The sequence below is a fragment of the Mycobacterium sp. MMS18-G62 genome, assembly GCF_053877835.1.
Genome location: NZ_CM132662.1, coordinates 4,607,288 through 4,633,796 on the forward strand (window position 1 = coordinate 4,607,288; position 26,509 = coordinate 4,633,796).

Sequence of the window (26,509 nt, forward strand, 5' to 3'; positions counted from 1 at the left end):
ATACAGGTAGGAGCAGCCATGACACAAGCTCTTGCACACACAGACGTCGAGTTGTTCGACCGGGGCCTCACCGAGTGGGTGGTCGGACTTACCCGGCCAATTGTCAAGCGCTACTTCCGTTCTGAAGTTCGCGGCCTTGCCAACATCCCGCCGGGCCCGTCGCTGGTGGTGGGCAATCACTCCGGTGGCCTTCTCACACCGGACATGTCGGTGTTCGCCGTCGGCTATTACGACAAGTACGGCTATGACCGTCCGCTCTACACGCTGGCCCACGACATGTTGTTCAACACGCCGGCCGCCGAGCTGTTGAGGCGGACCGGAGTGGTCCGGGCGACTCGCGAGAACGCCGCGGCGGCGCTGGACCGCGGTGCCGTCGTGATGGTGTTCCCCGGCGGTGATCATGACGCATACCGGCCGACCGTGGAGCGCAATCACATCGGATTCGGCGGCCGCACCGGCTACGTGGCCACTGCCCTCGAGGCGGGCGTGCCGATCGTCCCCGCGGTGTCCGTGGGCGCGCAGGAGACCCAGCTCTACCTCACGCGCGGCACATGGCTGTCGCGAGCGCTCGGGTTGAGCGGACTCGGGCGCAAGATCGCCAGGAGCGACATGCTGCCGATCACGCTTGGCTTCCCGTTTGGCCTGAGTGTGCTGTTGCCGCTCAACATGCCGCTGCCCACCAAGATCGTGACCCAGGTACTGCCGCCGATCGACATAGCCGCCCGGTTCGGCAAGCACCCGGATCTGGATGCCGTCGACGAGCACATCCGCTGGGTGATGCAGTCCGTCCTCGACGAGCTGGGCCGCCGGCGCCGGTTGCCGATCGTCGGCTGAGGCCGCTGAGGTCTAGGTGCTCGACGCCTTGGCGATCTCGGCGATCGCCGCGTCCAGCGTCGCGTTGAATTCCTCGTCGCTCTGCTGAGCGGTCAGTCCCTCCGTCAGCGCCCGCGAGAAGCTCGCGATGACGCCGTTGTTGCGGGCCAGGCGCTCGCATGCCTCGTCCCGGCTGTAACCGCCGGACAGCGCCACCACGCGAAGCACCTTCGGGTGGTCGACCAGCTGCTTGTACAGATTGTCGGTCTCGGGCAGCGTCAGCTTCAGCATCACGACCTGGCCGTCGGGGAGCTTGTTGACGCCCTCGAGCAGCGCATCGTTCAGCTGGTCTTCGGCTTCGGCCTTGCGCGGGCTCTTGATGTCGACCTCGGGCTCGATGATCGGGACAAGGCCCTTGGCGATGACCTGCTCAGCGACCTCGAACTGCTGCGCCACGACCGCGTCCAGGCCGGCGCCCGGCAATTTGATGACCGATCGTTCCTTGGTGCCGAAGACGCCGTTCTCGGCCGCGCGGTCGAGCAGCGCGTCGAGGCCCGGCATCGGCTTCATCACCTGCGCGCCGTCCTTCTCCTCGGCCAGGCCCTTGTCGATCTTCAGGAACGGCACGACGTTCTTGACGTTCCACAGGTAATCGGCGGTGGGCCTGCCCTCGATCGTGCGGTCCATCGTCATCTCGAACAGGATCGCGCCCATGATGCGGTCGCCGCCGAACGCGGGGCTGGTGATGATGCGGGTGCGCATCTCGTGCACCAGGTCGAACATCTGCTCGTCGTTCGAGTACGCGTCCTCGGCGATGCCGTAGAGCTTGAGCGCCTTGGGGGTGCTACCACCGCTTTGGTCGAGCGCCGCGATGAAGCCGGCACCGGTCTTGGCCTTGTTGAACTGGTCGTTGTTCATTTCCGCCCTTTCTCCTTCCCAAGCAATCTACTAATGCCACACTCGGGCTGACGGAGAGGTCAGTCATGACGGCAACGATCATCAAGACTCCCATCGCGCCCCGCAAGAACGGCGCGCCACCGCCGGATGTGCCCCTCGCGGACATCGACCTCGGGACTGTGGAGTTCTGGAATTGGGATGACGATCTGCGCGACGGCGCATTTGCGACGTTGCGCCGCGAGTCCCCGATCACCTTCTTCGAGGTCCCCGAGATCGCGGGTTTCGCACCGGGCGCCGGGCACTGGGCGCTTTCGACCTACGACGACGTGCACCACGCCAGCCGCCATCCCGAGATTTTCAGCTCGATCCCCACGAGCACGGCGCTCAACGACGTGCCCGCCGAGATCGCAGAGTTCGTGGGCTCGATGATCAGCCTGGACGATCCGCGGCACCTGCGGCTGCGCAAGATCGTCAACCGTGCGTTCACGCCGAAGGTGGTGGGCCGCATCGAGGACAGCGTGCGCGACCGGGCCCGCACGCTCGTGACGAACTTGCTCGCCAACCATCGCGATGCGCACGCCGACTTCGTTGCCGAAGTATCCGGTCCGCTGCCCCTGCAGATCATCTGCGACATGATGGGCATCCCCGATGAGGACGAGGAGAAGGTCTTCCACTGGACGAACGTGATCCTCGGTGTCGGCGACGACGAGCAGTCCGGTGAGTTCGACGAGGTCATCAAGACGGTCACCGAGATCGCCGAATACGGCGTCGCGTTGGCCGACGAACGCCGGGCCCGGCCCGGCGAAGACCTGACCACGAACCTGGTCAAGGCCGAGGTCGACGGTGAGCGGTTGACGTCGGCGGAGATCGCCTCGTTCTTCATCCTGCTGTCGGCGGCGGGCAACGAAACGACGCGAAATGCGATCAGCCACGGCATGGTTGCGCTCACCCGCTACCCCGAGCAGCGGGACATCTGGTGGTCGGATTTCGACGGTGTGGCCGCCACCGCCGTCGAGGAGATCGTCCGATGGGCTTCCCCGGTTATCTTCATGCGGCGCAATCTCACCGAGGACATCGAGATGCGCGGCATCCCGATGAAGGCCGGCGACAAGATCTCCATGTGGTACAACTCCGCCAACCGCGACGAGTCGAAGTTCGCCAATCCGTGGCTGTTCGACGTGACGCGGGATCCCAATCCGCATGTCGGCTACGGCGGTGGCGGCGCGCATTTCTGCTTGGGCGCCAACCTCGCCCGCCGTGAGATACGGGTGCTGTTCGAGGAGCTTCACCGACAGATTCCCGACATCGCCGCCGTCGAAGAGCCCGCGATCCTGCACTCGGCGTTCATCCACGGCATCAAGCGCCTGCCCGTCGAGTGGACAGTTCCGGCCTGAGCCGGTCTACCAGCCGCGCGCTTTCCACTCATCGAGTTGCGGCCGCTCCGTCCCGAGAGTGGTGTCGTCCCCGTGGCCCGGATACACGACCGTCGAGTCGCCGTAGACGTCGAACACGCGGCTGGTCACATCGCCGAGGAGTTGCTCGAAGTCGCCCTCTTTCCAGGTCTTGCCGACGCCGCCGGGAAACAGGCAGTCACCGGTGAACAGGTGGGTCGCCCCAGTTTCCGGGTCGGCGCCGTCAAGGGCCAGCGCGACCGATCCCGGCGTGTGTCCTCGAAGGTGGATGACGTCGAAGGACAGTTCACCGATCTTGATCGTGTCGCCGTTGGCCAGGATGCGGTCGGGATGGACCGGAAGCGGATCGGCGTCGAGTTGATGCGCGGCGGTCGGCGCACCCGTGGCCTTGGCCACCTCGGCCAGCGCCTGCACGTGATCCCAGTGCTGGTGGCTGGTGACGATCAGGGACAGCTTGGGGGCGTAGCGTTCGATGAGCTGGAGCAGGATCTCGGCGTCGTTGGCGGCGTCGATGAGTAGCGTCTCGCCGGTTTGGGAACACGTCACCAGGTAGGCGTTGTTGTCCATCTGGCCCACCGACACCTTGACGATCGACGCGCCAGGAAGGCTGCGACGGGCCGCGGTTCGGGGCTCCACATGGCCGGTGTAGTTGTCGTCGACGACTGTCATATGGCTCACGGTATCCGGCTTGGCTGGGGGTTGTCGGAGGGGCCACATAGCATGGGCATGAACTATGTCGTGCGGTAGGGACTGAGAAGGGACACAGTTGGCTGACCGCCTGATCGTCAAGGGTGCGCGCGAGCACAACCTGCGCAGTATCGACCTCGATTTACCACGCGATGCGCTGATCGTCTTCACCGGTCTGTCCGGGTCGGGCAAGTCGTCGCTGGCGTTCGACACGATCTTCGCCGAGGGACAGCGACGGTACGTCGAGTCGCTGTCGGCGTACGCGCGGCAGTTCCTCGGCCAGATGGACAAACCCGACGTCGACTTCATCGAAGGCCTGTCGCCGGCCGTCTCGATCGACCAGAAGTCCACCAACCGCAACCCGCGTTCGACCGTAGGCACCATCACCGAGGTCTACGACTACCTGCGTCTGCTGTACGCCAGGGCCGGGACTCCGCACTGCCCGGTGTGCGGGGAGCGGATCGCCCGCCAGACACCGCAGCAGATCGTCGACCAGGTCCTCGCCATGGATGAGGGCCTGCGGTTCCAAGTGCTCGCGCCGGTGGTGCGGACCCGCAAGGGCGAGTTCGTCGACCTGTTCGACAAGTTGCACTCGCAGGGCTACAGCCGGGTACGCGTCGACGGGGTCGTGCACACGCTGACCGATCCGCCGAAGCTCAAGAAGCAGGAAAAACACGACATTGAGGTGGTCGTCGACCGCCTGACCGTGAAGGCCAGCTCCAAGCAGCGGCTGACCGATTCGGTGGAAACGGCGCTGAACCTGGCCGACGGCATCGTCGTGCTGGAGTTCGTCGACCGAGAGGACGATCACCCGCACCGCGAGCAGCGCTTCTCCGAGAAGCTGGCCTGCCCGAACGGCCACCCGCTGGCGGTCGACGACTTGGAGCCGCGGTCGTTCTCGTTCAACTCGCCGTATGGCGCGTGCCCGGAGTGCACCGGCCTTGGCATCAAGAAAGAAGTCGACCCCGACCTTGTCGTCCCGGATCCGGACTTGACGCTGGCCGAAGGCGCCATCGCGCCGTGGTCGATGGGCCAGACGGCCGAATACTTCACCCGGATGCTCGCGGGGCTGGGCGATCAGCTCGGCTTCGACGTCGACACCCCGTGGAAGAAGCTTCCAGCCAAGGCGCGCAAGGCGATTCTCGAAGGCTGCGACGAGCAGGTGCACGTGCGGTACCGCAACCGCTACGGCCGAACCCGTTCGTACTACGCCGATTTCGAAGGCGTGATGGCGTTCCTGCAGCGCAAGATGGAGCAGACCGACTCCGAGCAGATGAAGGAACGCTACGAAGGCTTCATGCGCGACGTGCCGTGCCCGGAATGCAATGGCACACGGCTGAAGCCGGAGATCCTGGCCGTCACCATGGCCTCCGATCGGGACCACAAGTCGATCGCCGAGGTAGCCGAGCTGTCGATCGCGGAGTGTGCGGAATTCCTCAACGGGCTGACGCTGGGGTCGCGCGAGCAGGCCATCGCGGGACAGGTGCTCAAGGAGATCCAGTCACGGCTCGGGTTCCTGCTTGACGTCGGGCTCGACTACCTGTCGCTGTCGCGTGCCGCGGCGACGCTGTCCGGCGGTGAGGCACAACGGATTCGGCTGGCCACGCAGATCGGCTCCGGGCTGGTCGGCGTGCTCTATGTGCTCGACGAGCCGTCGATCGGGCTGCACCAGCGCGACAACCGTCGTCTTATCGAAACCCTGATACGGCTAAGGGATTTGGGTAACACATTGATCGTCGTCGAACACGATCTGGACACCATCGCGCATGCGGACTGGGTGGTCGACATCGGTCCTGCGGCCGGTGAGCACGGCGGCCAGATCGTACACAGCGGCCCATACGACGAACTGTTGAAGAACCCGAATTCGCTCACCGGAGCCTATCTTTCGGGCAAAGAGGAAATCGAGGTGCCGGGGATCCGGCGGCCCGTCGACCGTCGGCGGCAGCTCACGGTGGTCGGTGCGCGCGAGCACAACCTGCGCGAGATCGACGTGTCGTTCCCGCTCGGCGTCCTGACGTCGGTCACGGGTGTCTCCGGTTCGGGAAAGTCGACGCTGGTCAACGACATCCTGGCGTCGGTGCTGGCCAACAAGCTCAACGGTGCACGGCAGGTGCCGGGCCGGCATACCCGGGTCACCGGTTTGGACAAGGTCGACAAGCTGGTGCGGGTCGATCAGTCGCCGATCGGGCGCACGCCGCGGTCCAACCCGGCCACCTACACCGGCGTGTTCGACAAGATCCGTACCTTGTTCGCGGCCACCACCGAGGCCAAGGTGCGCGGGTATCAGCCCGGCCGGTTCTCGTTCAACGTCAAGGGCGGTCGCTGTGAGGCGTGCTCAGGCGACGGCACGATCAAGATCGAAATGAACTTCCTGCCCGACGTGTATGTGCCGTGCGAGGTATGCCACGGCGCGCGATACAACCGGGAAACGCTCGAGGTGCATTACAAGGGCAAGACCATCGCCGAGGTGCTCGACATGTCGATCGAGGAGGCGGCGGAGTTCTTCGCGCCGATCACCTCGATTCACCGGTACTTGCAGACGCTGGTCGACGTGGGCCTGGGTTATGTGAGGCTCGGGCAGCCGGCGCCGACGCTCTCTGGTGGTGAGGCGCAGCGCGTGAAGCTGGCGTCGGAGTTGCAGAAGCGGTCGACGGGTCGCACGGTGTACATCCTCGACGAGCCGACCACCGGCCTGCACTTCGAAGACATCCGCAAGCTGCTCGGGGTGATCAACGGCCTTGTGGACAAAGGCAATACGGTGATCGTGATCGAGCACAATCTCGACGTGATCAAGACCTCCGACTGGATCGTCGACATGGGCCCGGAAGGCGGGGGCGGCGGCGGCTCGGTGGTCGCAGCGGGAACGCCGGAGGACGTCGCGGCCAACACCGACAGCTACACCGGGCATTTCCTGGCGGGGATTCTCGACGTGCCGCGGCCAACGCCCAAGCGGCGCAACAGCCGCAACGGCCGCAAGGTCAGCGCCTAGTCTCTTCGCCGAGACTGCGCACAGATCGCGATCTGGCGCGAATGTGCGATCTCACCGCAGTTTCGACAGGGGCGACGGGAACCGCGGGCTGACGCGCACGCCGCCCAACCATTCGGTCAGCTCGTCGGCTCGCCGCTGCAGTTTCCGTTTGGCGTCGCGCCCCACGTCTTCGAGTAGCCGCACCTCGACGTGGCCGTCGTCGTCTTGGCCCCAGGCGCCGACGATCCGGCCGTTCCACCACGCCGTCGGGCCGCCGTTGCCGTTTCTGTCGAACACCTGATGACGGTGCTCGCCGACATACCACTCGCGCTCGTACCACCCCATCGTCGTGACATCCAAGCCCGGCAGCAGCGCGGCCCACGGCCCGACGTCCGGCTCGACCTCCAGATCGTCGGGCAGCACCCAACCGGCCACGCCGTCCAGATCGACCTCGACGGCGTCGATGTCGTTCAGCGCATGTCGCGCCCACGTCAAGGTGTTGCCGAACCACCACTTGATGTCGTTGACCGTCGCCGGTCCAAACGTCCGAAGCCAACGGCGGACCAGTTCGCGACGTGCAATCTCGGGCGCTGCGGGCTTCGACACCGACCTCAGCCAATCCGCCGCCACCACCCAGCGCGGCCGCGAAACCGTCCACGCACCGTCGTTTGGTCCGCGGACGATGTCACCGCGGACCGACAGCACCGTCAAAACCCTTGGCGCCAAAGGAGTTTCACCACCCCACCGCTTACCCGGCGCATAGTCGTACGTGCCCGCCAGCTCCGGCAGCGCCGCCCGCAGCTCCCTGGCGCTGGCAGGCCCGTGTTCGGACAGGTACCGCAACACCGCCTCGCACGCCGTGTCGAGCCACTTTTCACCGTCGGCCGTGAGCCCCGCTTTCACCGCGTCGGCCGCCAGACGCCGACGCTCGTTGTCGGCCACTCGATCACTGGCACCGGACTGGATCAACGGCAGGTCAACCGCCCGCACCGTCCATAGCGTGCGTCGCATCGCGAGATGCTTGGCCACGGTGCGGCGCTCATAGAGCTCCGCGTCCAGCGAGCCGACGACAAATCCCGGCAACCGCGCCCACAGCGACAAATACGGCGTGGCCGGGTCGGTGGTGTGCAACCCGATGAGGTCGTCGACCACGCCTTCGATCGACCCCGCCCGTTCGCCCAGGAAGTGCCGTCGCGCCAGCCGCGCCCGCCGCTCGGCAACCGTGAATGACCGCATCGCCTGCGAACCGTACCCGCGAGGCCCGACAAAGTTTGGGATCGGTAGCGATCCTGCCGATCTTGACTTGGCCCCACGACGGACGCCATCGGGGCGACGTACGACGAAGGGAAAGATCGATGAATCGAGTTGTCGTGGGTGTGGTCGGACTGGCCGCCGCCGCAACTGTGCTGGTGGGATGTTCTGACAACAAGGGCGGTCCCGCGTCGGGCACGGCCTCAGGGGTGAGCACGGGCGGCAGCACCGAGGTCAAGGTGGACGGCAAGGACCTGGCCGGCCTCGATCTGAAGTCGGTGACCTGCGTCAAGCAGGGCGGCAAGATCAACGTCGCCAGCGGCGCGGTCGGCGGCCAGCAGGGCCTGGGCATCGTGATGACCGACGAGGCCACTCCGAAGGTGGAGTCGCTGGGCATGGTCGTCGACGGCAACGCGCTCGCGGTCTCCAACATGGGTGCGCCGGTCGGCAAGGCCGACGTGAAGGTTGACGGCAGCACGTACACCATCACTGGTGAAGCCTCGGGCGCCGACATCAAGAACCCGATGGCAGGGATGATCACCAAGCCGTTCACCGTGAAGGTGACCTGCAGCTGACCATCCGAGGGGAAGTGACGGGCGTGCTCAGCACGTCCGTCACTTCCTATGATTCAACCGTGACGATCCCCGGCGAGCTCGAGCGTGCTCGCCACCTGACCTTCGCCGCCAACGAGGAAGCGGCGAAGGAGTTGCTGCTGTCCTTGATGCAGCAGATCGAACAGGCCGACCGGGACGATCTGATGCTGGAGGTTCTCGCTCAACTGGGCGAGATCTACCTGGTTCGCACCGCGTACGACGGCGTCGAAGAGGCTGTCCGACGCATCCACGACTGCCTGGCCGTCTACCGGGCTATCCGCGCGGGCACCAACCCTGAGGCCGCGGCACAAGTGACCATGTCCGACGAGGAGATCGACCACATGTTGTGCCGATACTCCCGTCGGGCCGGTTTTCTCCGGACCGGTCTGGCCGCCGCGCACGGCGACCACGAAGCCGCAGAGGCTGGGCTACTAGCCCTCACCGACGAAACCTCGCCCGGTTTCGCGGATCTGGAAGACGAACACAGGTTTCTGATCACCTACGCCCGAATTCTGTGCGCGGTCGCCCTGTGCGACGACGATCTCCACGTGCAGTCGGTTCCGCTCTGGGAGCAGGTGCTCGACGCCATCGAAAACCCTTGCGGAGACAGCGAATTCGATGATCACCTGCTCGTCCTCGGTTCTACCGGCTACGGCCGGTTCTGCGTCGAAACGGGCCGACTGTCCGAGGCCGAGCCGTGGCTGCAGCGCGCGGGCGCCCGCGCCAAGCGTCGTGAATGGAAATTGGCAACGGCCAGAACGCAATTGGAGCGGGCGACGGCGGCATGGGCGGCAAACGATCGTGCACAGGCCCAGAGCCTGGTCCACGGGGCCTATCCGTCGATCGCCGAGCACTTGCGCGCCCACGACGTGTCGCGGTGCTGGCTGTACTTCGGCCTGATCAGCATCTCGGTCGGGGCTTTCGACGATGCCGACGAGCGTCTTGGTCATGCCGAGCGGCACTGGCGCGAAGTGGAGAAGCCGCTTCACATCCACCGCATCCTGTTGCAACGCAGCTGGGTTGACATATTCCGCAACGACTTCGCGGCGGCTCACGAGCGGGTCGCGCAGGCCCGTGAGTTGCTGGACTCCTGGCCCCGCCACAGCTGGCTGCAGTATGCCCGGCTTGACGACCATCTCGGGAGCATCCTGCGCGCAGAGGCGCTGGCGGACCCCGGCACTGCCAAGGCCAAACTCGAGCAGGCCGCCGAACTCAAGGTACCCGCAGCCTTGGCGGTGGACTCGGTACGTCACGCGATGACCGACGCGGACGCGCGGATGCGATGGGCCAACCATGTTTCGGCGCGCATACTCGCCGGCGCCTTCGCGGTCGCCTGGGAGTGGGGTAACACCGAGCTGCTCGGTGAACTCATCGAATACCACAGTGCGCGAGGAAGTTTCAGCACCGAGCCGGACGCCCAGCCGCTCGACTGGACCGAGACCGCGACGGCCACGGTGCCGGTCGAAACGGTTGACGACTATGCCCTCGTCGCGGCTGGCTCTGCGATGGCGGGCGGTGGTGCGCTGACCCGGCTCGGGCCTCTTCCGCCGCTGCGGATGGATCCCGAAACGCCACCGATCCTGAGTCGCTATCGCGGACTGGCATCCGAGCGGTACGGCGCGGCCGTCACTGCCGACGAAGTCGCTTGGTCGACATGGCCGTAACCCTTCTTCTGCGCTTCGCCGACGTCGGCATCGCAACCTATGCCAGCCTGCGGGTCGTCGGCCAGCCATCCAAGACGGTCACCTGGGTGGTCGAGGAAGCCGATCTCGTTGCGGCGCTGGACGACCTGGCCGGCGCGCTGCCGGACCCATGCGGCTCGGAGACGCGGCGGGAGGCCGTCGACCGCGCCATCGCGAAAGGCCCGTTCTCGGCACCCAACACCGAACTGGCGCTCGCTTGCTCCTTGGGCCAACAATTGATTTCCGATGCGGCCTGGCAGTTGCTGACCGACTGCGTGTCGTCGCCGCGCGGCGTCCTATTCGTGTCGCCCAGCGCCCGCATGGCTCGTGTGCCGTGGGCACTGCTTGCGATGCCCGGCGACGACGGCCACCGCTTGATGGAACTCGTCGATGTGCTGATGGCCGCCCCGCCGAACATCGCGAACTCGCCGCGCACGGCCGCCGTGTGGGACAGCCGACGCGACGGCCCGCCGCTTCTGGTCCTCGACCCGCGAGTGCCGGGGCAGCGGCCCGACTCCGCACTCGGCTCGGTGCTGGGCAGGCCATCACCGGACACGCCGCTGGCACGGCATTTCGCTGCGCTGCTTGGCCGCAGAGCCGTGCTGCCCGACGTCTCCACGGCGGTCGAGCTGTTCCGGCGAAGCGACGCGGACCGCGACTGGTTGGCCTTCTTACTCGAGAAGGCGCCAAGCCGGCTGCTGTTCGTCGGCCACGCGACCGCGGCGGACGGAGACGTCGGCCACGCCGACCGGGCGGCCCTGCATCTCGCCGACGCGCGCCCACTCGCCGCGGCCGATCTGATGACCGCGAAGCTGCCGATGCCGCCGCGGGTCGCCCTGCTGGCCTGTGCATCCGGCGGTGACTACCAGTTCGACGAAGCGACCGGTCTGGTCGCAGCGATGATCCTCGGCGGCGCGCAACTGGTGACGGCCACGCTGTGGTCGTTGCCGACCGCGGCCGGCTACCGCCAGTTCGCCCCGAAAACGGTTGGGCCGGAGGCTGATCCGATGGCCGACGCGATCATCGCCGTCGATGATGCCCACGAGGAACCCGACGCGGGACGCGCAGTGAACCGCTGGCAACGGGAACGCATGCGCCAGTGGCGCGACGGCGACCTGGCCGCCAGCCCGCTCTACTGGGCGGCGCTGGTCAGCTTCGCGGTCGACGGTGCCCGGTGACAGTCAGGCCCGCGGCACGCAGACCGCGACCGCCGACTCGTCGCCACGGTGGTAGTAGGTGTCAATGATGTTGCCGGGGGAGACCTTGCTCAGCAGCGTCGCCGGGATCACGGCCCTTTCCCGGGCCGGGAATTGTCCACCCTCGGGCCTGCTGACCATCACATCGAGTTCGATCTCGCGGAAGTCCTGCCGCGCGGCACCGGCTATTCGGATGCCGACGACGACTCCCCGGGACTTCACGACCGACCGTTCCGGGGTGAACAGAACCAACGCGACGCTGAGGAAAACCAGGCCGGAAAGCGAGAGCAACAATGCATCGGACATGCGACGAGCGTCTACTGAGGCCCCGGCTACCGAACCCAACTTTTATGCTGTCCAGATGAGCACGCAAGCGGAGGCGGTGTCGGCGATCGCCGTCAGCCACCCGCGCCGCGCGGTTATCGACCGCGCATGGCGTGAAATCGGCCCCGGCGTCGAGCTGCTCAGCGGCGACGACGGCGGCCCGCTTCGTCGGACCGTGAAGCGCATCATCGACCCGCTGGTGTTGCGGCTGCGGTCGAACACCCACTACTCGGCACCGTTCGTCGACGCCGCGGTGGCTGCCGCGATGCACGAGGCGATCGTCGGTCAGAGCGCACAGTTGCGGGCCGCCGCGGCGTGGTTCGAGCTTCTCAAACGCGAACGGCGGCGGCTGCGTATCACCACAGGCAATGCGCAGGAGCTGTACTTTCCCGTGTGCTTCGAGTTGGCGGTGACCAAAGGGGCACCCACCCAACAGGATCAGGCCGGCGCCGAGGCAGTGCTGCGCGAAATCCACGGAGACCGCGACCGCACGGGTATCGAGGTGCTCAATCAGCACGTGTCGGATCCGCAGGTGATCGCCAAGCTCTCAGATCAATTGGATCGCAGCTGGCGCGACGTGCATGCCGGCACCGAGATCATCGGCCCGTTCATGGCCGGCCTGACGACGGTCCTCGGGCCCGCCGACAGCCATGGCGCGAAAGTAGCGCGGCAGCGCGTGTGGTCTGCACTGATCGCCGACGCGACCCCGTACAACCTCGGCGCGACGGCGCACGGCGACGCCGGACAGCTGCCGTGGTCGATCACTGACATCGGACTCAGTTCCGTTGAGCCGCAACCACAACCGACGATCCTCAGCGGACCGGACAATGATCGCCCGCTGAACCGCAGCGTCGTCGATCGCGTCCGCGCGACACTGCGCCGCGCGATGGACCGAGACGAGTTGCCCGATATCCCATTGCTCTGCGCGGAGGAGGTCGACCGGTCCTGTGCGCCATGGGGTCTGCTGGCCGAGGACAAACAGGCGACGCTGATCGCCGGGATCGAAATTGCCGTCGACCTTGCTCCTCTGACCGAATCCGCCGTCACGCGTTATCAATTGGCCGGCCTGATGCAGGCTCGGCTGCGCAAGGAAGCGTACGTGCTGCACGCTCGCCGCTACCTCGCCGACGGCGGGCCGGTCCATCCGCGCCAGCAGCAGGTGATCGACGATCTGGCAGCGTTCGCCCGGCCGTACTTGAGCCGGTTGTGGGCGCGACTGCACGGGCGCGATGTCTGGCAGGAGCCATGCGACGATGTCGACGACGTCCGCGCTCTGCTCGAAGGAGTGGCCAGGTCGGTGAGCCTTGACCATCGCCAGCGGATCAAGGCGATGCTCGAATTGCAGGTGGCCGGATGAAACTCGTTGCCGATTCCGGACTCTGGAGCACCGGCAGGCAGCTGGTGCCCACACCACTTGTCGCCGTGCTTGAGGTCAGCGGTGCCGTGCTGTCGTGGACGGTCGACGACCCCGCAGATGCAACCACTATCGCCTTCACCGATCTTGGCCGCGCCGACTGGCTGTGGCGAATCGTCGGCGAATCCGGACACAGCGCAGTGGCTTCCGCGCTGGAAGGGCTCACCCCCGACGATGCACAAACCATCGACCTCACGGGCGTCGGCCTGCGGCCCGGTGCAGTCGACCCGCTGCGAAGGCTGGCGGTAGGGCATTGGTTGCGTCGGTGGTGGCCCGCGAGTCAGCGTGACGGCATCGCCACCCTCGACAGTGCTGTGCTCGACGCCGAAGTCGCCCTGCTGACGGCAGGCGCCCAGGACTTCTTCACCGACGACACCTTCGATTCGGACGTGGAAAGCCTTCTGAGACCGCACGCGGCGACACTGAACTTGTATATGCGAGAGGCAGACCCGCGGGTCGTAGAACTGGTGCGGGCCTGCAGTGAACTGGCCGAAGACCTGGGTATCGCCATCGACGCAACGGAAACGGCCGCCGTGACCGGCCGCCGCGATGACTACGCGTTGGCCGCGGGATCGGCAACAGGCCGACGCTCCGGTGCGGTCGCAACGGGAACGACTTCGATCAACTGGTCAGCCGTGCCGCCCGGGATATTCGACGCCGCCGAGGACACCGTCGAATGGCGTATCGATGCGGGTGAGCCGGTGAGCGCCGTTGTGCGGGCCGAACTGACGGGCATGGGTTCGGCTGCAGGCATCGCGGTGCATTTACGTTCAGGGTCGATCAGCGGCGCGGGCATCCTCGACGCCGACGGCGCCTCAGCCTTCGAGCTGGTCGACGAGGATCAGCAGCCGATCACCGAAACCGTTGCATGGGACCATGATTGGCGCACGACGCGGGTTACTGTCGGCGCCGATCTGAACGATTCCGTGGAATCACCCGATATTCGGCAGCGGATCCGGGCTTTCGTGCGGGGGCGACTGAGCCAGCCCCCGAGCGACGCATTCCTGGCCGAGATCCTGGCCGCGGAATCGGATTACTGAGACTCGTTCTGCTCCGTGTGCATCGACTCCCGGATCTCGGCGAGTCGCTCGGCCGCAGCCCGCTGACGTGCGTCGTACTGCTCCTCGACGGTCCGGCCCTCGGGTGACTCCGCGGCGAGCTCGGCGGCGCCGATGGCCGTGCCGTACCGGGTTTCGATCTTCTCGCGCACCGAGTCGAAAGTCGGCACCCCGCCCTGCGTGTAGCCGGTATCGACAGGCGGTGTGGCCTGCGTGGCAGGCGCCTCGGCAGCGGATTCCGGTTCGGGCGTTGGTTCGTCCGGCATGCCGCTCACGGTACTCCCGAGCGGCTACTTCGACGCCGCCTGTTCATACGGTGCCGACGGCGGGGGCGCCGCGGGTGCGGAAGCAGGGGCTGGCGGCGCTGCCGGAAGCGGGACTGTGGGGATGCCCGGCGTGCCGATCTGACTGGCCATCCACGGCAGAGCGGCCGCGAATGCGTGTGCGGCAAACGGCCAGTCATGCTTGCCAGGCTGCATGACCACCGCGCAGCGGATGCCGTTCGCGCTGCCCAATGCGCACAGCGAGTTGGCCGCGGCGGTCTGGTCATTGGGGTTGTTCTTCGTCGGCGCAGCCGGTGGCGCGTTGTTGATGTCGAACCAGCCGGTCACCCCGGCATAGGGACCGTGGCGGGTGATCACCGTCGACGGGTCGAATGCCGCGTAGGCCGCCGCGTTACCACTGAACAGGCGGTCGATGGTCTGGGCTTTGTTCCCCGAATTGGGCGCCATATCGCCTGCGATGTCCTCGAACGCGCTGAACATGTCGGGATGCATCACCGCCAGGTCGACCGCACACGTGCCGCCCATCGACCAGCCGACGATGCCCCAGTTCGACGGCTTGGAGCTCACGCCGTACGCCGAAACCATAAACGGCACAACATCTTTGGTCAGATGATCGGCGGCCCTGCCGCGGGCCCCGTTGACGCATTCGGTGTCGTTGTTGAACGCCCCGCCGGAGTCGACGAAAACGAACACCGGCGCGTTGCCGCCGTGGGCTGACGCGAATTCGTCGATGGTCTTGATGGCGTTGCCCGCTCGCATCCAGTCGGCGGGGGTGTTGAATTCGCCGCCGATCATCATCACCGTCGGCAACTGCGGCGGCGGATTGCTCGCGTACCACGCGGGCGGAAGGTAGACCAGCTCACCGCGGTGTTTGAAACCCGATGTGGTCGAGGGAATGGTTACCGGCACGACGGTGCCCTTGGCCGGTATCGCATGCTGTTTCTGCATCGCGGTCACCGTCACCTGATCCGTCTGGTCGGGCAGCGGCCCGGCGGTCAGCTGATTCCACGCGGTCTGCACGGTGGGGAAGTAGCCGACCCACAGATTCAGCGCCAGGCCAGCGCACAACACGCACATCGGCAGCGCCAGCGCCGACACCGCGCGGCGCCACCACCGGGCGCCTCGCCAGCCCGCGACCAGCACGCCGGCGGCGACTCCAGACAAAGCAACCCAGATCCACAAGGAATGCGGTGCGGGGTTGGTGTCATCGCTCATTCCCTGAGAGGCGACGTACCAGTAGGCCGTCATCGCCAACGCAGCTCCGACCAGCGTGACCCACGGCAGCCAGACGACGCGCCAGCGGCGGTTGCGCCAGCCGATGGCCGCGATCAGCACGACCGCGGCGATGATCTGCACCGTTAGCGGAATCCAGCCGTGCATCAGCGAAAGATGGTGGCGAAACGGCTCGGGTAACGTCACGGAAACAATCGTGGACGCCAATCCTTGGGACTGCCTGTGAGTGGCCTACTAACGCGGTTTGGCCAACGGGAAAGGCAGCGTCTCCCGGATGCTGCGGCCGGTGATCAGCATGACCACACGGTCCACGCCCATGCCGAGCCCGCCGGTGGGGGGCATCGCGTATTCCATCGCCTGCAGGAAGTCCTCGTCGAGTTCCATCGCCTCGGGGTCACCGCCTGCGGCCAGCAGCGACTGCTCCTGCAGCCGCCGCCGCTGCTCGACGGGATCGGTCAGCTCGCTGTATGCGGTGCCGAGTTCGATGCCCCACGCCACCAGGTCCCAACGTTCGGCGACTCCGGGAATGCTGCGGTGCGGACGCGTCAGCGGCGACACGGACGTCGGGAAGTCCTTGTAGAAGGTGGGCGCCTCGGTGCGGTCCTCGACCAGCCGCTCGTAGAGCTCGAGGACCACCGCGCCGGCGTCCCAGTGCGTGAGGTACGGGATGTCGGCGGCGTCGCACAGTTTGCGCAGCGTGGCCAGGTCCGTGTCGGGTGCGATCTCTTCGCCGAGCGCCTCCGAGACCGCGCCGTGCACGGTCTTGACGGCCCACTTCCCGGAAATGTCGACAGGTTCGAATGTGCCGTCGTCTCTGGGCCGCAGGAACACATGCTCGCCGTTGGCGGCCTGCGCGGCGTTCTGGATGAGCTCGCGGCAGCCGTCGATCCACACGTTGTAGTCGGCGTGCGCCTGGTAGGCCTCCAGCAGCGTGAACTCCGGGTTGTGGCTGAAGTCGACACCCTCGTTGCGGAACGCCCGGCCCAGCTCGAAGACGCGCTCGACGCCGCCGACGCACAGCCGTTTGAGGTAGAGCTCCGGTGCGATCCGGAGATACAGATCCAGGTCGTAGGCGTTGATGTGCGTCAGGAACGGACGGGCGTTCGCACCGCCGTGGATCTGCTGAAGGATCGGTGTCTCGACCTCCAAAAACCCCTTGCCGACCAGGGTTTCGCGGATCGCATGCAGCACACCGCTGCGGGCCCTGATGAGGTCGCGTGCCTCGGTGTTGATCGCCAGATCGACGTAGCGGGCCCGCACCCGCGCTTCCTGGTCGGTCAACCCCTTCCACTTGTCGGGCAGCGGACGAAGGCACTTTCCGATCAGCCGCCAGCTGCGGACCATCAGTGACCGGATGCCCTTTCGGCTGAGCCCCATCGTCCCGGAGACCTCGATCAGGTCGCCCAGATCGATGGCGCCGGTGAAATCGGCGGTAGTCCCGTTGTCGAGCATCGAATTGTCAAGCAGCAGTTGCACTTCGCCGGACCAATCGCGAAGCTGGGAGAACAGCACACCGCCGTAGTCCCGAACCCGCAGCACGCGTCCGGCGACCGTCACCGGCGTGTCGTCGGCGGCGTCGATTGCCTGCGCAACGGTGTGGCTGGGCGCTTCCCCGACCGGATAGGCGTCGACGCCGCCGTCCTGCAGCGCCTTGAGCTTGGCCATCCGAACCCGCACCTGTTCCGGTATCCGGGGCTGGTCCTCCTCTTCGGGCAGGTCGACTTGCAGCTCGCTGAGGTCCGGAGCGCTCCCGTCGTGGCGCAGCACGCCGGTCGCCACCAGATTCTCCGGGGCCGAGATGTGATGGCCGGTGTGCGGCTGCTCGGTGCGCCGCGAAAACGGCAGCACCAGAAAGCCTTCGGCGATCACCGAGGCCACTCCGACCCGAGGGACCAGCCGGGCGTCCTCGTAACAGGCGTAGCGCGGCACCCACTCGGGCTGATATTTCATGTTCGACCGGTACAGCGTTTCGAGCTGCCACCAGCGAGAGAAGAACACCAGCAGCCCGCGCCAGAGCCGCGCCACCGGGCCGGCGCCGAGCTGTGCGCCCTGCTCGAACGCCGACCGGAACATCGCGAAGTTCAGCGAAATGCGGGTCACCCCAATGCCTTCGGACTGCATGCACAGTTCCGAGACCATCAATTCGATTGTGCCGTTTGGGGATTGGGGTGAGCGGCGCATCAGGTCCAGCGATACACCGTTGGTGCCCCACGGAACCAGCGAGAGCATCGCGACGACCTCGCCGCTTTGCACGGCCTCCACCAGCAGGCAGTCGCCGTCGGCGGGGTCACCGAGCCGGCCCAGTGCCATCGAGAAGCCGCGTTCAGTTTCGGTGTCGCGCCAGGCGTCCCCCCGCGCGATGACCTGGGCCATCTCCTCGCTGCCGATGTCGCGGTGCCGTCGGATCCGCACGGTGGCACCGGCCCGCCGCGCCCGCGTCACCGCCTGGCGAACCGCGCGCATGTCCGGCCCGGACAGCCGGAAGTTGTCCGGATGCAGGATGGCTTCGTCGCCCAGTTGCAGCGCGTTGAGACCGGCCTGGCGGAAGGCCTCCGCCGCAGTCGAACTGGCACCCATCACGCCCGGTGCCCAGCCGTAGGTCTGGCACAGGGTCAGCCACGCGTGGATGGCCGCCGGCCACGACTTGGGGTCACCGACCGGATTGCCGCTCGCGAGACAGACACCGACCTCGACGCGGTAGGTGATGGCCGCGCGGCCGTTGGGCGCGAACACCACCGCCTTGTCGCGGCGGGTGGCGAAGTACCCAAGCGAATCGTTCTTGCCGAACAACTCGAGCAGGCCGCGGATCGCCGACTCGTCCTCACCGGTGAGCGCGTTCTCGGCGCGCTGCGATTGGAACAGCACGATCGCCGCGACCATCAACGCCAGCGCACCGAACAACCCCAGTAGTGCGTTGACGAAGACGTGCGGATGGCCCGTGAAACTCGAGGAGTCGGCGCCGGCGAACGCGCTCACGCGGTTGAGCGCGTACAGGAATCGATCTTCGCGGGCCAGCGAGCCGGGGGAGAACTCCAACAGCGCCCACCCGATCAGCGTGCCGACCGCCATGCCGACGACGAGTGTGGCGGCCGCCTTCAGCAATGCCCCGCGCCGCACCTTCGCCCAGAACTCCTTGCGGGCCAGCACCAGGGACAGGATCGCCGCAACGTGAAAGCCGATGCCGATGACCTCGCCGACGTCATCGACGACCGACTCGTCGCCGGTGAGCAGGTCGGCGACGTTCCACACGATCGCGGCGACCATGTAGAGCACGAGGATCCACCACGCGATGCGCTTGCGGGCTGCCAGTGCCGCGGCCAGCAGGACCAGCACGAACGCCCACGCGAAGCTGGTATCGGGGAAGTTGAAGATGTAGTCGTTGACGAACTCGCGCGGCACCTTGATGAGCCAGCGGATGCCGGGCGAGACGCTGGCGATCAGCGACAGCGTCGCGATGACGCCGACAGTCCAGCCGGCCGCCGCGGGGACCCACCAGTAACGAGAGGTCCGACGGGTCAAGGTCACGGTCATAGGCCTGCGAGGATATGCGCTGAACCCGCGAAATGGGTGGGAGTACTACCAGACTGGGCCGGTGTACTTCTCGCCAGGACCCTGCCCCGGTTCATCCGGCGCGGCGCTGGATTCGCGGAACGCCAACTGAAGCGTCTTCAGCCCGTCGCGCACCGGCCCGGCGTGCGGACCGAGATATTCAGCGGATGCGGTGACCAGTCCGGCCAGTGCGGTGATCAGCCGGCGGGCCTCGTCGAGGTCGCGCTGTGGGCTCTCGTCCGGATCCTCGGCTGACAACCCGAGCTTCTCCGCGGCCGCGCTCATCAGCATCACGGCCGCCCGGGTGATCACCTCGACGGCGGGAATGTCGGCCAGCTCACGGACGGCCGAGCCGTCCATCCCGGCTGTGTTAGGAACCTCGGTCATGCCTGCTAGACTGGCATGCGCGACCGTCCCGGCGTACGCCAGGGACAGCAAGTGGAGTCCCACTCCCACCGCTCACCCTACCGGTGCAGCGGTCCGGTCACAGGCATCCGATGCCTGTCCTGGTCGGCTTTGGGCCCTGCTTTGAGCAGGGCCTTTCTGTTCGAAATGAGCAGAGTGCTGACGGTGTTTGGGGCTCCTGGAGGACAACATAGGAGGCCCCATCAGCACTGAGACCCGCGTCAACGAGCGCATTCGAGTACCTGAAGTCCGCCTGATCGGACCAGGTGGCGAGCAGGTAGGCATTGTGCGCATCGAAGACGCCCTCCGCGTCGCCGCGGATGCCGATCTCGACCTTGTCGAAGTAGCGCCGGACGCTAAACCGCCGGTCTGCAAGATCATGGACTACGGCAAGTTCAAATACGAGACGGCTCAGAAGGCACGCGAGTCTCGCAAGAATCAGCAGCAGACCGTCGTCAAGGAACAGAAGCTGCGACCGAAGATCGACCCTCACGACTACGAGACCAAGAAGGGCCACGTGGTCCGCTTCCTGCAAGCGGGGTCGAAGGTCAAAGTCACCATCATGTTCCGCGGACGCGAGCAGTCGCGGCCCGAGTTGGGCTACCGGCTGTTGCAGCGGCTGGGCGCCGACGTCGCCGACTACGGCTTCGTCGAGACGTCCGCCAAGCAGGACGGCCGCAACATGACGATGGTGCTGGCTCCGCACCGCGGCGCGAAGACTCGTGCCAAGGCGGCGCATGACGCAGACGCACCCGCCGCGCAGCGCGCCAGCGCTCAGCCCGGCGAAGCACAGACCGATACATCACAGAACTGAGGACATATGCCCAAGGCGAAGACCCACAGCGGCGCTTCCAAGCGGTTCCGGCTGACCGGGACCGGCAAGGTCGTGCGCCAGAAGGCCAACCGTCGGCACTTGCTCGAGCACAAGCCGACCAAGCGCACCCGGCGCCTTGATGGCCGCACCGAGGTGTCGGCCAACGACCGGACCCGCATCAAGAAGCTGCTGAACGGCTAAAGCACCAGCCCGTACGAGAAGAGGACTACTTTCATGGCACGCGTAAAGCGCGCAGTCAACGCCCAGAAGAAGCGGCGTACCGTACTCAAGGCATCGAAGGGATACCGGGGCCAGCGGTCCCGGCTGTACCGCAAAGCCAAAGAGCAGCAGCTGCATTCGTTGACCTATGCCTATCGTGACCGGCGTGCCCGCAAGGGCGAGTTCCGCAAGCTGTGGATCTCCCGCATCAACGCCGCGGCCCGGGCCAACGACATCACCTACAACCGGTTGATCCAGGGCTTGAAGGCCGCCGGTGTCGAGGTGGACCGCAAGAACCTTGCCGAGATCGCGGTCAGTGACCCGGCCGCCTTCACCGCGCTCGTGGAGGTCGCCAAGGGTGCGCTGCCCGAGGACGTGAACGCACCGTCGGGCGAGGCTGCCTGACGCTCACCGAGCGCTCTGCCCGGGTGGCGGCAGCGGTCAAGCTGCATCGCCACGTCGGACGTCGCCGCGCCGCACGCTTTCTCGCCGAAGGACCCAACCTCGTCGAGGCGGCGTTGCGGCGCGGACTCGTTTCGGAGGTGTTCGTCACCGAATCGGCGCTGAGCCGATTCGGATCGATGCTGACCGATGCGCCCGTGCAGTTGGTGACCGAGCGCGCGGCGAAAGCGTTGTCGGACACCGTTACTCCGGTGGGGCTCGTGGCGGTGTGTTCGGTCCCCGAAACCTCGTTGGATGACGTCCTCGCCGAGTCGCCGCGGTTGGTCGCGGTCGCGGTGGAGATTTCCGAGCCGGGGAATGCGGGCACGCTGATCCGCATTGCCGATGCGATGGGCGCCGACGCGGTGGTGCTGGCGGGGCACAGCGTCGATCCGTACAACGGCAAGTGCCTGCGAGCGTCGGCGGGCAGCATCTTCTCGGTACCGGTGGTTGCCGATTCCGATGCGGTCGCCGTCGCTGGCGCGCTGAGCGACGCCGGTATGCAGGTGCTGGCCACTACCGCCGACGGCGAGGTCAGCCTCGACGATGCAGCGTTGGAGGGGCCGACGGCGTGGCTGTTCGGGCCGGAAGCGCACGGCCTGCCAACAGAATTGGCGGACATGGCGACCCATCGAGTCCGGATCCCGATGCCGGGCAACGCCGAAAGCCTCAACGTGGCGTCGGCCGCCGCGATCTGCCTGTACCAAAGCGCACGGGCGCACCGATCCAGCTGACTCCTTGCCCGGCTCTGAGCGACAGGTCGGTTGGTTGTCAGACCGGCATGTCATGGTCTGGCCATGACCAAGTTGCTAGACGTGGGCGGAATCGAGCTGCGATACCTGCTCACCACCTATCTCTTCGATCATGGCCCGGCGACGGTCGGAGAACTCGTCGATGCGCTGGCTTATCACGGCTTCGGTGTCGGCGGGCGGCCATCGAAGTCGGTTTCTGATGCATTGCGTTGGGAAATGGCGCACGGACGGGTTCACCGGTTGCGCCGCGGGCGATATGGGCCGGCGTCGATGCCCCGCGCAACGGAGTACCGGATCCATCAGCGCGTCTTGGCGCTGCACGCCCGCGTCGCTGAATTGTCGCGCGGAGCCGGGCAAGAAGGGTCCTCCCCGGATCTCCCGGCCGCCTAGCCGCCGTTCAGCAGCCCGTTGGCCACATGCGTGATCTGCACTTCGTTGCTGCCGGCGTAGATCATCAACGACTTGGCGTCGCGTGCCAGCTGTTCGACCCGGTACTCGGTCATGTACCCGTTGCCGCCGAACAACTGCACGGCGTCCATCGCCACGTCGGTGGCCGCCTGCGAGCAGTACCACTTGATCGCCGACGCCTCCGACAGTGAGATACCGGCGCCGGACTGCATCGACTCGATCACGCGAAACAGCATGTTACGCACGTTCATTCGGGCGACTTCCATGTTCGCGAGCTTGAGCTGAATAAGCTGGAACTGCCCGATCTGCTGACCCCACAGCGTGCGGCTCTTGGCGTAGTCCACGCACAGCTGCAGACACTCCTCGATCACGCCCAGCGCCATCGCGGCCACACCTATGCGCTCGGCCGAGAAGTTCGCCCGTGCACTGGCACGACCGTCCCCCGCAGAGTTGTCCTCGGTCTCACCGAGCAGCCGGTCGCGGCCCAGCCGGACGTTGTTGAAGAACAGCTCACCGGTGCGCGAGCTGTGTAACCCCATCTTGCGGAACGGCTTTGACTGCACGAAGCCGTCCAAGCCGCGGTCCAGCACGAAAGTCAGCACCTTGCGGTCGCGTTTGTCGACGCCCGCTTCGTCGAGCTTGGCGTACACGACGACGACGTCCGCGTCGGGCCCGTTGGTGATGAACGTCTTCTGCCCGTTGAGGATGTAGTCCCCATTTCCTGAGCCGTCGCGCACCACGTACGACTTCATCCCGCCGAATGCATCCGAGCCCGAGTCGGGCTCGGTGATCGCCCACGCCCCGACCTTCTCATAGGTGACCAGCCCCGGCAGCCACCGTTCCTGCTGTGCGAGAGTGCCGCGCGAGGCGATCGTCGGCACGGTCAGCCCCAGGCTCACGCCCATCCCGGTAACCAATCCCATTGAGACGCGGCTCAATTCGCTGGCGACCACAAACGTCATGCTCGACTGACCGCCCGCTGGGCCCGAGTCGGTCGAACCGTCCCGCATCCGCGCCAACCGCTTCTGCAGCGATTCCCTGGCCATCGTGTCGATGCCAAACGTCGAGAAAAGCTTGCGGATGAAGGGGTAGGGCTCCATCTCGCCACTTTCGAGCTCGTCGATGTGCGGCCGGATCTCCTTGTCGATGAACTCACGCACAGCGTCGCGCACGGCAAGATCGACGTCAGACCATTCGAGCATGAACTCAGGCTGCCTTAGTTCGGCCCCGCGCGGGGCGTAAGCCGGCAAGCGAGAACGTGGTGTGCACCAGCGACCCGGCCCGATCGAGCAGCGATTTGCGCGGGGGGAAGTAGTGCACCGGCAGGTCGCGCCGGTCAGGAGGCGGCGCCATGAATCCCGGCGCCTCGACCAGCGGGGCGTCTGCGGGCACGCGTCCCTGGGCGCGGCGGTATGCGGCCAATGCGCGCGGATGCAGCCGGATCTCATCGGGCACGGCGACGAACGCCAACTCGACCAGCTTGCCGAACAACCGCAGCAGCACCTCGTCGCCCGGTGTCCACCGCATCCCGGCCTTCTCGCGGACGGCTTCGTCGAACAGACCGGCGGCGATCCAGCGCTGCGCGCCGACCATCGGTCTGAAGAGCTGGTCCCACACCGGGGTCGGCATCAACACGAACCACGGCTTGGGAATCCGGATCTTGAAGATGTCGAGTGTGGCCTTGTTGATCTCGAGTTCTTCGCGGCACTTGCGGTCCCAGTACTCGCAGAACTCCTCCCAGCTGTTCGGCACCGGCCGCATGCTCATTCCATACATCCGGTACCACTGCACGTGCTCTTCGAACAGCTGGCGCTTGTCGGCCTCGGTCAGGCCGCCGCAGAAGTATTCGGCGGTCTTGATGATCAGCATGAAGAACGTGGCGTGCGCCCAGTAGAACGTCTCGGGGTCCAGCGCGTGATACCTGCGGCCCGCGGTGTCGATGCCTTTGATCGTCTTGTGATAGCCCTTGATCTGCTGTCCGGTTTGGGCGGCGCGCTCGCCGTCGTAGACCACACCCATGATCGGGTAGACCGAGCGCGCGACGCGCTGCAAAGGTTCGCGCAGCAGAATCGAATGATCTTCGACGCCCGCGCCGAGCCCGGGATACATGTTCTGGATGGCGCCGATCCAGACGCCGAGCATTCCGGTCCGCAGGTCGCCGAAGTACTTCCATGTCAGCGAGTCCGGTCCGAGGGGTCCAGGGGAGGGCGCCATCGCCATGACCTCACGATAATGTTGACAACACATGTTGTCTATCATTTGCCGGGGGTGTCGCGGCGCAGTGTTACCCGGCGGCTACCGCGGTGCCACACGCTTGTGACCAGCCGGTTTATTGGGCCTCGGAAGCGCCACTTACGCTGACGGTGTGGATGTCGAGTCGTTCGAAGAACGATCCGGCGATGTCGGGGAAATCGAAGAAGCGCCGGATCTGCCGCGGCGTGCATCCGGACCGATGGCATGGCTGAAGAACACCAACCACAGCCCCGGTGTGGTCGCCTTCCTGCGGCGCGCGCGCCGAGCCCTGCCCGGTGATCCCGAATTCGGAGATCCGTTGTCCGTCGCGGGTGTTGGCGCGCCGAGCGCAGCGGCTCGCGCCGCCGACCGGCTGCTGGAGCGTGAGGCGGCGTCGCGTGAAGTGAGTCTGGGCGCACTCCAGGTGTGGCAAGCGCTGACCGAGCGAGTGTCGGGCAAGCCGGCCAATCGGGAAGTCACCCTGGTTTTCACCGACCTCGTCGGCTTTTCCGCATGGTCGTTGAGCGTCGGCGACGACGCGACGTTGAAACTGTTGCGCCGGGTCTCCCAGGTCGTCGAGCCGCCGCTGCTCGAGGCAGGCGGACACATCGTCAAACGGATGGGCGACGGCATCATGGCCGTCTTCTCGCATCCCGTCACAGCGGTGCGCGCGGCCATCGCCGCTCGTGACGCGGTGAAAGCCCTTGACGTGGACGGCTACACCCCTCGTATGCGGGTCGGAATCCACACCGGGCGCCCGCAGCGGATCGGTTCGGACTGGCTCGGCGTCGACGTGAACATTGCGGCGCGTGTGATGGAGCGGGCCACCCGAGGAGAGTTAGTCGTGTCACAGGCGACGCTGGAGCGGATTTCCGACGAGGATTTCGATTCGCTCGGTGTGACGGCCAAACGACTTCGCAGGCAAGTCTTTACGGCCAAGCAGGACGGCGTGCCGGCGGATTTGATCATGTACCGCTTGAGAACTCGCAGGCAGTTGGCAGGTGCCGAAGACGACGACCGGGACCCACCGGGGGCATAGTGGTATGCGATGGTGTTCGTTTTACTTGCCCGCGTGACGCGGCTTCGGATGACGCTGGCGTACGCGGCGATCGTGACGTGTATCACCACGACCATGCTCAGGCTGAGCCCGGACATGCAGGCCAGGGTCATTCGCCATGCCAGCACCAACCTGCACAATCTCAGCCACGGGCGGATCGGAACGCTGCTCGGCAGCGCCTTCGTGGTCGACGCCGGACCGGTCTATGTATGGCTTCCCGGCCTGGTCTGCCTGCTGGCGATGGGCGAGCTGTTGTGGCACAGCGGCCGGCTCATCGTTGCCTTCGCGGTGGGCCATCTCGGCGCAACACTGCTGGTGGCCGCCGGTCTGGCCGCGGCAGTCGAGTTCGGCTGGCTCCCCGGTTCGGTCACTCGTGCCACAGACGTGGGCATGAGCTACGGCGCCGCGGGTGTGCTGGGCACGCTAACCGCGGCCATACCGCGGCGCTGGCGGCCCGCCTGGATCGGCTGGTGGCTGGCGGTCGCAGTGGCGGTGGCGGCAGTCGGTCACGACTTCACCGACGTTGGCCACGCGGTGGCCCTGGTGCTGGGCATGCTCGTGTCGACACGTTTCGGCGCACCGGCGCCGTGGACTCGGGCGCGGTTCATCTTGTTGGGGGTCGGGGCGTCGTTCGGATTCCTGGTGCTGGCCAGCACGTCGCTTCTGGTGGCGACCGCCGCCGGTCTGGCGGGCGCTGTGCTCGCCGAGTGTTGGGTCAAGTCACGCATTCGCCGCAATCCCGTGCACCAAGCCGACACTCGAGCCGTCGTGCTGGAAGGAAACGCCTTCGAGGCGCAACTGGCGCATCGCCTATGATCGC

At 66.3% G+C, this 26,509-nt stretch carries 25 protein-coding genes; 15 read left to right on the top strand and 10 right to left on the bottom strand.

What is annotated here, in order from left to right:
* Positions 1-18: 18 nt before the first annotated feature.
* Complete coding sequence (locus ACWW36_RS22930) at positions 19-834, top strand: lysophospholipid acyltransferase family protein (protein WP_456138256.1); 816 nt, start codon at positions 19-21, stop codon at positions 832-834.
* Between the two features lie 12 nt (positions 835-846).
* Here ACWW36_RS22930 and ACWW36_RS22935 read toward each other — a convergent pair whose 3' ends face one another.
* Positions 847-1,731, bottom strand: coding sequence for a fructose bisphosphate aldolase (locus ACWW36_RS22935; RefSeq protein WP_456138257.1), 885 nt, complete (start codon positions 1,729-1,731; stop codon positions 847-849).
* Positions 1,732-1,796: 65 nt separating this feature from the next.
* On the opposite strand from ACWW36_RS22935, the gene ACWW36_RS22940 reads away from it, so the two are divergent.
* The gene (locus ACWW36_RS22940) at positions 1,797-3,104 is read left to right on the top strand and encodes a cytochrome P450 (RefSeq protein ID WP_456138258.1); all 1,308 of its coding nucleotides are present in this window, start codon (positions 1,797-1,799) and stop codon (positions 3,102-3,104) included.
* A gap of 6 nt (positions 3,105-3,110) precedes the next feature.
* Here ACWW36_RS22940 and ACWW36_RS22945 read toward each other — a convergent pair whose 3' ends face one another.
* Positions 3,111-3,791: an MBL fold metallo-hydrolase gene (locus tag ACWW36_RS22945; RefSeq protein ID WP_456138259.1), complete on the bottom strand. Its 681-nt coding sequence runs from the start codon at positions 3,789-3,791 to the stop codon at positions 3,111-3,113.
* Positions 3,792-3,888: 97 nt separating this feature from the next.
* Here ACWW36_RS22945 and uvrA point away from each other — a divergent pair, with 97 nt between their 5' ends.
* A complete protein-coding gene (gene uvrA / locus ACWW36_RS22950; protein ID WP_456138260.1) occupies positions 3,889-6,798 on the top strand; it encodes an excinuclease ABC subunit UvrA in 2,910 nt (969 codons plus the stop codon).
* Between the two features lie 51 nt (positions 6,799-6,849).
* Here the strand turns inward: uvrA and ACWW36_RS22955 are convergent, their stop codons facing one another.
* A complete protein-coding gene (locus ACWW36_RS22955; protein ID WP_456138261.1) occupies positions 6,850-8,013 on the bottom strand; it encodes a winged helix DNA-binding domain-containing protein in 1,164 nt (387 codons plus the stop codon).
* Between the two features lie 119 nt (positions 8,014-8,132).
* Here ACWW36_RS22955 and ACWW36_RS22960 point away from each other — a divergent pair, with 119 nt between their 5' ends.
* From ACWW36_RS22960 to ACWW36_RS22970, 3 genes are read left to right on the top strand one after another with little or no spacing between them, the layout of a single operon-like run.
* Positions 8,133-8,603 carry a lipoprotein LpqH gene (locus tag ACWW36_RS22960; protein ID WP_456138262.1) on the top strand — a complete coding sequence of 157 codons (471 nt, stop codon included), beginning with the start codon at positions 8,133-8,135 and terminating at the stop codon, positions 8,601-8,603.
* Between the two features lie 59 nt (positions 8,604-8,662).
* Positions 8,663-10,285 (top strand): hypothetical protein, encoded by a 1,623-nt coding sequence (locus ACWW36_RS22965; RefSeq protein ID WP_456138263.1) that lies wholly within the window; start codon positions 8,663-8,665, stop codon positions 10,283-10,285.
* Positions 10,276-11,481, top strand: coding sequence for a CHAT domain-containing protein (locus ACWW36_RS22970; RefSeq protein WP_456138264.1), 1,206 nt, complete (start codon positions 10,276-10,278; stop codon positions 11,479-11,481). Before ACWW36_RS22965 ends, ACWW36_RS22970 begins: the two co-directional genes overlap by 10 nt.
* Positions 11,482-11,484: 3 nt before the next feature.
* Here ACWW36_RS22970 and ACWW36_RS22975 read toward each other — a convergent pair whose 3' ends face one another.
* Positions 11,485-11,805, bottom strand: a complete 321-nt coding sequence (locus tag ACWW36_RS22975) for a hypothetical protein (protein ID WP_456138265.1) — start codon at positions 11,803-11,805, stop codon at positions 11,485-11,487.
* Positions 11,806-11,860: 55 nt separating this feature from the next.
* Between ACWW36_RS22975 and ACWW36_RS22980 the strand changes: the two genes are divergently transcribed.
* Positions 11,861-13,180 (top strand): hypothetical protein, encoded by a 1,320-nt coding sequence (locus ACWW36_RS22980; RefSeq protein WP_456138266.1) that lies wholly within the window; start codon positions 11,861-11,863, stop codon positions 13,178-13,180.
* Positions 13,177-14,277, top strand: a complete 1,101-nt coding sequence (locus ACWW36_RS22985) for a hypothetical protein (RefSeq protein WP_456138267.1) — start codon at positions 13,177-13,179, stop codon at positions 14,275-14,277. Before ACWW36_RS22980 ends, ACWW36_RS22985 begins: the two co-directional genes overlap by 4 nt.
* On the opposite strand, the gene ACWW36_RS22990 is transcribed toward ACWW36_RS22985, so the two are convergent.
* The 4 genes from ACWW36_RS22990 to ACWW36_RS23005 form a co-directional block, all read right to left on the bottom strand.
* The gene (locus ACWW36_RS22990; protein WP_456138268.1) at positions 14,271-14,561 is read right to left on the bottom strand and encodes a hypothetical protein; all 291 of its coding nucleotides are present in this window, start codon (positions 14,559-14,561) and stop codon (positions 14,271-14,273) included. The two genes, ACWW36_RS22985 and ACWW36_RS22990, sit on opposite strands and share 7 nt — an antisense overlap.
* A gap of 24 nt (positions 14,562-14,585) precedes the next feature.
* Positions 14,586-15,959, bottom strand: coding sequence for an alpha/beta hydrolase-fold protein (locus ACWW36_RS22995; protein ID WP_456142589.1), 1,374 nt, complete (start codon positions 15,957-15,959; stop codon positions 14,586-14,588).
* An 87-nt stretch (positions 15,960-16,046) separates the two neighbouring features.
* Entirely contained in the window at positions 16,047-19,343 is a 3,297-nt protein-coding gene (lysX, locus tag ACWW36_RS23000) for a bifunctional lysylphosphatidylglycerol synthetase/lysine--tRNA ligase LysX (protein WP_456138269.1), read from the bottom strand.
* A 45-nt stretch (positions 19,344-19,388) separates the two neighbouring features.
* Positions 19,389-19,748 carry a DUF1844 domain-containing protein gene (locus tag ACWW36_RS23005; protein WP_456138270.1) on the bottom strand — a complete coding sequence of 120 codons (360 nt, stop codon included), beginning with the start codon at positions 19,746-19,748 and terminating at the stop codon, positions 19,389-19,391.
* Between the two features lie 220 nt (positions 19,749-19,968).
* On the opposite strand from ACWW36_RS23005, the gene infC reads away from it, so the two are divergent.
* The 5 genes from infC to ACWW36_RS23030 all read left to right on the top strand — a co-directional run bounded on the left by infC (position 19,969) and on the right by ACWW36_RS23030 (position 22,382).
* Positions 19,969-20,580, top strand: coding sequence for a translation initiation factor IF-3 (infC, locus tag ACWW36_RS23010; protein ID WP_456142590.1), 612 nt, complete (start codon positions 19,969-19,971; stop codon positions 20,578-20,580).
* A 6-nt stretch (positions 20,581-20,586) separates the two neighbouring features.
* Entirely contained in the window at positions 20,587-20,781 is a 195-nt protein-coding gene (gene rpmI, locus ACWW36_RS23015) for a 50S ribosomal protein L35 (protein ID WP_456138271.1), read from the top strand.
* A 33-nt stretch (positions 20,782-20,814) separates the two neighbouring features.
* On the top strand, positions 20,815-21,204 hold the full coding sequence (gene rplT / locus ACWW36_RS23020) for a 50S ribosomal protein L20 (protein WP_110318797.1): 390 nt from the start codon (positions 20,815-20,817) through the stop codon (positions 21,202-21,204).
* 23 nt (positions 21,205-21,227) lie between these two features.
* A complete protein-coding gene (locus tag ACWW36_RS23025; RefSeq protein ID WP_456138272.1) occupies positions 21,228-21,974 on the top strand; it encodes a TrmH family RNA methyltransferase in 747 nt (248 codons plus the stop codon).
* 63 nt (positions 21,975-22,037) lie between these two features.
* Positions 22,038-22,382 (top strand): hypothetical protein, encoded by a 345-nt coding sequence (locus ACWW36_RS23030; protein ID WP_456138273.1) that lies wholly within the window; start codon positions 22,038-22,040, stop codon positions 22,380-22,382.
* On the opposite strand, the gene ACWW36_RS23035 is transcribed toward ACWW36_RS23030, so the two are convergent.
* A complete protein-coding gene (locus ACWW36_RS23035; RefSeq protein ID WP_456138274.1) occupies positions 22,379-23,602 on the bottom strand; it encodes an acyl-CoA dehydrogenase family protein in 1,224 nt (407 codons plus the stop codon). The two genes, ACWW36_RS23030 and ACWW36_RS23035, sit on opposite strands and share 4 nt — an antisense overlap.
* Positions 23,603-23,606: 4 nt before the next feature.
* On the bottom strand, positions 23,607-24,620 hold the full coding sequence (locus tag ACWW36_RS23040) for an oxygenase MpaB family protein (RefSeq protein ID WP_456138275.1): 1,014 nt from the start codon (positions 24,618-24,620) through the stop codon (positions 23,607-23,609).
* 145 nt (positions 24,621-24,765) lie between these two features.
* On the opposite strand from ACWW36_RS23040, the gene ACWW36_RS23045 reads away from it, so the two are divergent.
* A complete protein-coding gene (locus tag ACWW36_RS23045; protein WP_456138276.1) occupies positions 24,766-25,671 on the top strand; it encodes an adenylate/guanylate cyclase domain-containing protein in 906 nt (301 codons plus the stop codon).
* A gap of 9 nt (positions 25,672-25,680) precedes the next feature.
* Positions 25,681-26,505: a rhomboid-like protein gene (locus tag ACWW36_RS23050; protein ID WP_456138277.1), complete on the top strand. Its 825-nt coding sequence runs from the start codon at positions 25,681-25,683 to the stop codon at positions 26,503-26,505.
* Positions 26,506-26,509 lie beyond the last annotated feature (4 nt).